Raw genomic sequence first — 5,715 nt, forward strand, 5'->3', positions numbered from 1 at the left:
ACCGGAGAACAGCAGCACCGGGCGCTCGAACTCGGCGACCACCTCCCGCATCACGAACACGCTCTCCGCTTCGAGCGCGTCGAGATGCGATACCTGGAACGTCGTCACTGAAGTCGTCTCCCGTCAGTAGGCGCCGGAGCTGCGCAGCACGGCCGTGCAGGTACGAAGCATGATCACGACGTCGAGGGTGAGCGACCAGTTCTCGACGTAGCGCAGGTCGAGGCGCATCGACTCCTCCCAGGACAGGTCGGAGCGGCCGGAGACCTGCCACAGGCCGGTCAGGCCGGGCTTGACCACCAGGCGCCGGTGCATGTCGGCCGGGTACTGCTCGACCTCGGAGTCCAGCGGCGGGCGCGGCCCGACCAGCGACATCTCGCCCTTGAGCACGTTGATCAGCTGGGGTAGCTCGTCGATGGAGTAGCGGCGCAGCCAGCGGCCGAACGGCGTCACGCGCGGGTCGTTCTTCATCTTGAACAGCACGCCGTCGCCCTCGTTGAGGTGCCTGAGGTCGGCCAGGCGGGCCTCGGCGTCGGTGTACATGGTGCGGAACTTGTAGATGACGAACTCCTGCCGGTGCTGCCCGACGCGGACCTGGCGGAACAGGGCCGGCCCGCGGTCGTCCCGGCTGAACCGGATGACCAGGGCGCAGACCAGCAGCAGCGGGGCCAGCATGGCGAGCGCGACGGCGGCGAGGATCCGGTCGGAGGCGTCCTTGACGAAGCGCCGGGCGCCGGAGAAGCGCGGGTGGTCGAGGTGCAGCATGGGCAGGCCGTCGGCGGGGCGGATGGTGGTCCGGCTGTTCGCGACGTCGAACAGGGCGCTGGCGACCATCAGGTCCACGTCCAGCGTCTCCACGCTCCACGCCAGGCGGCGCAGCTCCGGGCCTTCCAGCTCGGGGCAGGAGAGCACGATGACCATGTCGGCGCCGACCTCGCGCACCACGCTGGCGACGTCGTGCAGGGTGTCGTACACGAGGATGCCCATGCCGGCCAGTGGGGAGCCGACCCGCAGCTCGGGTACGCAGGCGGCGACGACGCCGAGGCCGTGGTAACGCTCGTGCCGCAGCTGGCGGGTGAGCGCGACGACCGAGCTCTCGTGGCCGACCACGACGACCTGGCGCAGGCACTTGCCCTTGGCCCAGGCGCGGTGCAGCCGGCGGCGCAGGGTGTAGCGGCTGATGATGCCGTAGACGGTCACGATCGGCACCGCGATGACGACGTAGCCGCGGGCGACGCCGAGGTGCAGGAAGTACGACCCCAGGCCGATCACCGCGCCGAGCACCAGGCCACTGTGCAGAACGCGTTGGTACTCATCGTTACCAACAAATAGATAGCGTCTGTCGTACGCCCGATTGGCGAAGAGCGCCAGAATCCAAATGGTGGGCAGGGAAAGACTGAAGGCGATGTACTCGACTAAATCAGTGCGGCCGAAGATGACCTTGAGCGCAACGAGGGCGGCGACGAGTCCCACCGCCCCGTCCGAGAGGATCAGGCTCTTGACGTAACGGGACTCCCACCGTGCCCGGGCACCGGGCAGCCCCCTGGTCGTCGTGGTGGCGCGCTGGGCGCGGACGCTCTGTCCCGCGGCATTGGACGCACCTATGTGGACGGTAGTCACTCTCAGCTCCCCACTGAAGTGCCCTGCTGGCGATCTGACCGACGCGCTTGCCTGTGTTGGCGTAACGCCACGTTCCCCGCCAGGCCGTCCTGACTCTACTTAACATCTATGTCTAGAACATTAAAATCGGGCCGTTGTCAGCTAGTGGACTCGCTGTGCGCGCATCCAATCAGCCGTACGTATGAGAGCAGATAGGACGATGCGCGAATGACGGCGTACTGCCGCCCGATTCCGCACACCGTCCTATCTCGGCGGTTCAGGGGAACGTCGGTGGGCTTACCCCGGAGCCCTGCCCGACCACGTCCAGGCGTACCCGGGATCCTCGCAGGCGAGCGCGGGCTCGCACAGATCCAACGGGCGGAATGTGTCCACCATGACAGCCAGTTCGTCGAATCGTTCGGCTCCGATCGAGCGCTCGGCGGCCCCCGGCTGCGGCCCATGGGTGAACCCGGACGGGTGCAGCGAGATCGAACCCTGCCCGATGCCGGAGCCGCGACGTGCCTCGTAGTCGCCGCCGGTGTAGAAGAGCATCTCGTCGGAGTCCACGTTGTGGTGGTTGTACGGCACCGGGATGGCCAGCGGGTGGTAGTCGACCTTGCGCGGCACGAAGGAGCAGATCACGAAGTTCGGCCCCTGGAACGTCTGGTGCACCGGCGGGGGCTGGTGCAGCCGGCCGGTGATCGGCTCGAAGTCGTGGATCGAGAACGCCCAGGGGTAGAGGCAGCCGTCCCAGCCCACCACGTCGAACGGGTGCTGCGCGTACACGTGCCGGGTCCAGCCGCGCCGGTGCTGCACCAGCACCTCGACGTCGGTCCCGTCGACCAGCAGCGGCTCGTCCGGCCCGCGCAGGTCGCGCTCGCAGTACGGCGCGTGCTCCAGGAACTGCCCGCGCACCGACAGGTAGCGCTTGGGCGGCCCGATGTGCCCGGTCGCCTCGATGACCAGCAGCCGGGTCGGCTCCAGCGGCACCAGCCGGTGCACCACCGAGGTGGGGATGACGACGTAGTCGCCCTCGACCGCGTCCAGGGCGCCGAACGCCGTCTCCACCCGCAGCCGGCCCGCCTCGACGTATAGGCACTCGTCGCCGACGGCGTTGCGGTAGAGCGGGGACGGGGTGTCGGCGAGCACGTACGAGATGCGGCAGTCGTCGTTGGCGAGCAGGTGCTGCCGCCCGAGCACCGCGTCGGCGGCGGTCTGGTCGAGCTTGTGGGTCTGCAGGTGGCGCGGCTTCAGCGGCCGGTTCGGCAGCCGGGTCCAGGCGGGCGGGTCGAACTCCTCCGCGGCGACGATCGCGGTCGGCGCGTGCAGGTGGTAGAGCAGGGAGGAGTCGGAGGAGAAGCCCTCCTGGCCCATCAGCTCCTCGGCGTGCAGGCCGCCGTCGGGCTTGCGGAACTGCGTGTGCCGTTTCCGCGGGACCTCGCCGACGGTGCGGTAGTACGGCATGTCGACCGACCTCCTGGTGTCGCTTTTAGGAGCGGTGTCCACTTTACGAAGAGAGGCGTCCGATAATCGGACACTCTTGTCCGCTCTCTGTAGCGTCCACTAGATTGACTGATCATGTCAACGCCACCGCTGCTGGCCCAGCTGCTCGACGATGCCGCGGTCTTCCCGCCCGGCAGCGCCACGCTGCCCGACGCCGTGGCGGCCCACCGCGAGCACCGCCGTGCCTGGTACGCCGCCCTGGTCGGCCCACTGCTGGTGCCGGCGTCCCAACTGACCGAGCTCACCCGGCTGCTCGCCCCCGGCGAGGAGCTGGCGGTCGGCGTCATCGGCGACGGGCCGCTCGCCGACTGCTTCGCGCCCCCGCCCGCGGGCGTGCGCGTCGTCCAGGTCGAGGCCGCCATGGCCCGCCGCGGCGAGGACCCGCAGCCCGCACTCCAGGACTTCCTTTCCCGGGTACGCGAGCGCGGGGTGCCCGGCTTCGCGGAGATCCCGCTGGCCTGGGGGCTGCTGGCCGCGCTGGACGCGCTCGCCGCGGCGCGCGCCGACGGACTGCCCGTGTCGGCCAAGTTCCGCACCGGAGGCCTGGCCGCCGAGCTGTTCCCGACGCCGATGGAGCTCGCCGCGGTGATCATCGCGTGTCACGAGCGGGAGCTGCCGTTCAAGCTCACCGCCGGTCTGCACCACGCGATCCGCCACACCGACCCCGAGACCGGCTTCACCCACCACGGCTTCCTCAACGTGCTGGCCGCCGCGTGCGCCGCCGCCGAGGGCACCGAGGTGACGGAGGTGGCCGGGCTGCTGGCCACCACTCAGCCGTTGACCCTGATCGAGGCCGTGCGCGCGCGCCGGACCCAGGACCGCCCGCTGTGGGTGGGGTTCGGCACGTGCAGCATCCCGGAGCCTCTCGCTGACCTTCAAAAACTCGGACTACTGGACGGACGCGCATGACCTGGGTGCCCGGAGCCGCCGGCAGCGGCTACGACATCGACCATCTCCCGTACGGCGTGATCGTGCCGTCGGACGGGCGGCCCCGGTGTGCCGTACGCATCGCGGATGTTGCTTTTGATTTGGATGGCGCCGAGGCCGCGGGACTGGTGCTGGCCGCGGACAGCCTGCGCGCGCCCAACCTCGACGTCTTCCTCGGGCTCGGGCCGGCGCACTGGTCGGCGGTGCGGGAGCGGATCACCGAGCTGCTCACCGACCCGGCGCACCGGGCCGCCGTCGAGCCGCTGCTCATCCCGCTCGCGAGCGTGACCAACGTGCTGGCCTGGAGCGTCGCCGACTACGTCGACTTCTACTCCTCCGAGCACCACGCCTCGAACGTCGGGCAGATCTTCCGCCCCGGGCAGCCGCCGCTGCTGCCCAACTGGAAGCACGTGCCGATCGGCTATCACGGCCGGGCGGGCACCGTCGTGGTGAGCGGCACTCCGGTGGTACGCCCCAGCGGGCAGCTCGGCGGAGGGGTCTTCGGCCCGTGCCGGCGCCTGGACATCGAGGCCGAGGTCGGTTTCGTGGTCGGAGCGGGTTCGACGATGGGCGAGCCGGTGCCGTGGCAGCGCTTCGGCGACCACGTCTTCGGCGTGGTGCTGGTCAACGACTGGTCGGCGCGTGACATCCAGGCCTGGGAGTATCAGCCGCTCGGCCCGTTCCTGGCGAAGTCGTTCGCGACGTCCGTGTCGGCGTGGATCACGCCGCTCGCCGCGCTCGGCCCGGACGCCTGGACGGACGCGCCTGTCCAGGAGCCCGCGGTGCAGCCGTACCTGGCCGACGACCGCCGGGCGCTGGACCTGGCGATCACCGTCGAGTGGAACGACACCGTGGTGGCGGCGCCCCCGTTCCGGACCATGTACTGGACGCCGGCGCAGCAGCTGGCGCACCTCACGGTGAACGGCGCGAGCCTGCGTACGGGCGACCTCTTCGCGTCCGGCACGGTGTCGGGTCCCGAGCGTGGCCAGGTCGGCTCGTTCCTGGAACTCACCTGGGGCGGGCGGGAGCCGGTCATGGTGAAGGGCGAGGAGCGCACGTTCCTCGTCGACGGAGACACCGTCGTGCTGCGTGCCCGGGTCGGGGACATAGAGCTTGGTGCCGTTGCAGGGACCGTTTTCCCAGCTCGGAGCTGATGTGATCGGCGCCGCAGGACCCCGATTTGCTTGATCCTCGCCGGGGTGCGTAATGTTCTCTCTGCCAGCGAGGAACGGACAAAACAGGCGAGCGACAAGCTCAAGTGGGAGTTCGGAAATCGCCGGACATCCGGGCGGGGCGGGACTTGCATTCGCGAAACCGACCGGGTAATGTTCTTCGAGCCGGCAACGAGCCGGGCGGAATGAGTCAGCCGAGAATCTTCTCGGAAGTGACCTCCGGCCGGGTTGCAGGTTCATCCGAACTGATCAAGCCACTGAGTGGCTGTGTGTTCGGGCTGGTCAGCCGAAACGTCGATGGAAATCGATCCTGAAAAATCAGGAAAGATTCGCTTGACACGGTGAGGGTGATCCGGTAACTTAGACGAGTTGCCCCGAGCGGGATCCCACAGTGTGGGACACCAGCAAGGTGTGTGCTTGTTCTTTGAGAACTCAACAGGGTGCTATATAGCCAGTGCCAATTTTTATCATCCTCGTGATGATTCCTTTGGTATGAAACAGATCTGGACATTTTATT

General features: G+C 68.6%; 4 protein-coding genes and 1 pseudogene. 2 read left to right on the forward strand and 3 right to left on the reverse strand.

Annotated features, from left to right (window positions below; genetic code table 11):
* From Cba03nite_RS39220 to Cba03nite_RS39230, 3 genes and pseudogenes are all read right to left on the reverse strand, one after another.
* Positions 1-108 (reverse strand): annotated as a pseudogene (locus Cba03nite_RS39220) (sulfate adenylyltransferase subunit CysD); the annotation flags it as partial.
* Between the two features lie 15 nt (positions 109-123).
* Positions 124-1,617: a sugar transferase gene (locus Cba03nite_RS39225; RefSeq protein ID WP_239126354.1), complete on the reverse strand. Its 1,494-nt coding sequence runs from the start codon at positions 1,615-1,617 to the stop codon at positions 124-126.
* Between the two features lie 276 nt (positions 1,618-1,893).
* A complete protein-coding gene (locus Cba03nite_RS39230; RefSeq protein WP_203757623.1) occupies positions 1,894-3,060 on the reverse strand; it encodes a homogentisate 1,2-dioxygenase in 1,167 nt (388 codons plus the stop codon).
* A gap of 114 nt (positions 3,061-3,174) precedes the next feature.
* Between Cba03nite_RS39230 and Cba03nite_RS39235 the strand changes: the two genes are divergently transcribed.
* Both Cba03nite_RS39235 and fahA read left to right on the forward strand, forming a co-directional pair.
* Positions 3,175-4,008: a hypothetical protein gene (locus Cba03nite_RS39235; protein WP_203757625.1), complete on the forward strand. Its 834-nt coding sequence runs from the start codon at positions 3,175-3,177 to the stop codon at positions 4,006-4,008.
* Positions 4,005-5,180: a fumarylacetoacetase gene (fahA, locus tag Cba03nite_RS39240; protein ID WP_203757627.1), complete on the forward strand. Its 1,176-nt coding sequence runs from the start codon at positions 4,005-4,007 to the stop codon at positions 5,178-5,180. Before Cba03nite_RS39235 ends, fahA begins: the two co-directional genes overlap by 4 nt.
* Positions 5,181-5,715: the final 535 nt, after the last annotated feature.

The organism is Catellatospora bangladeshensis, assembly GCF_016862575.1.
In the GTDB taxonomy this organism is placed as follows: Bacteria; Actinomycetota; Actinomycetes; order Mycobacteriales; family Micromonosporaceae; genus Catellatospora; species Catellatospora bangladeshensis.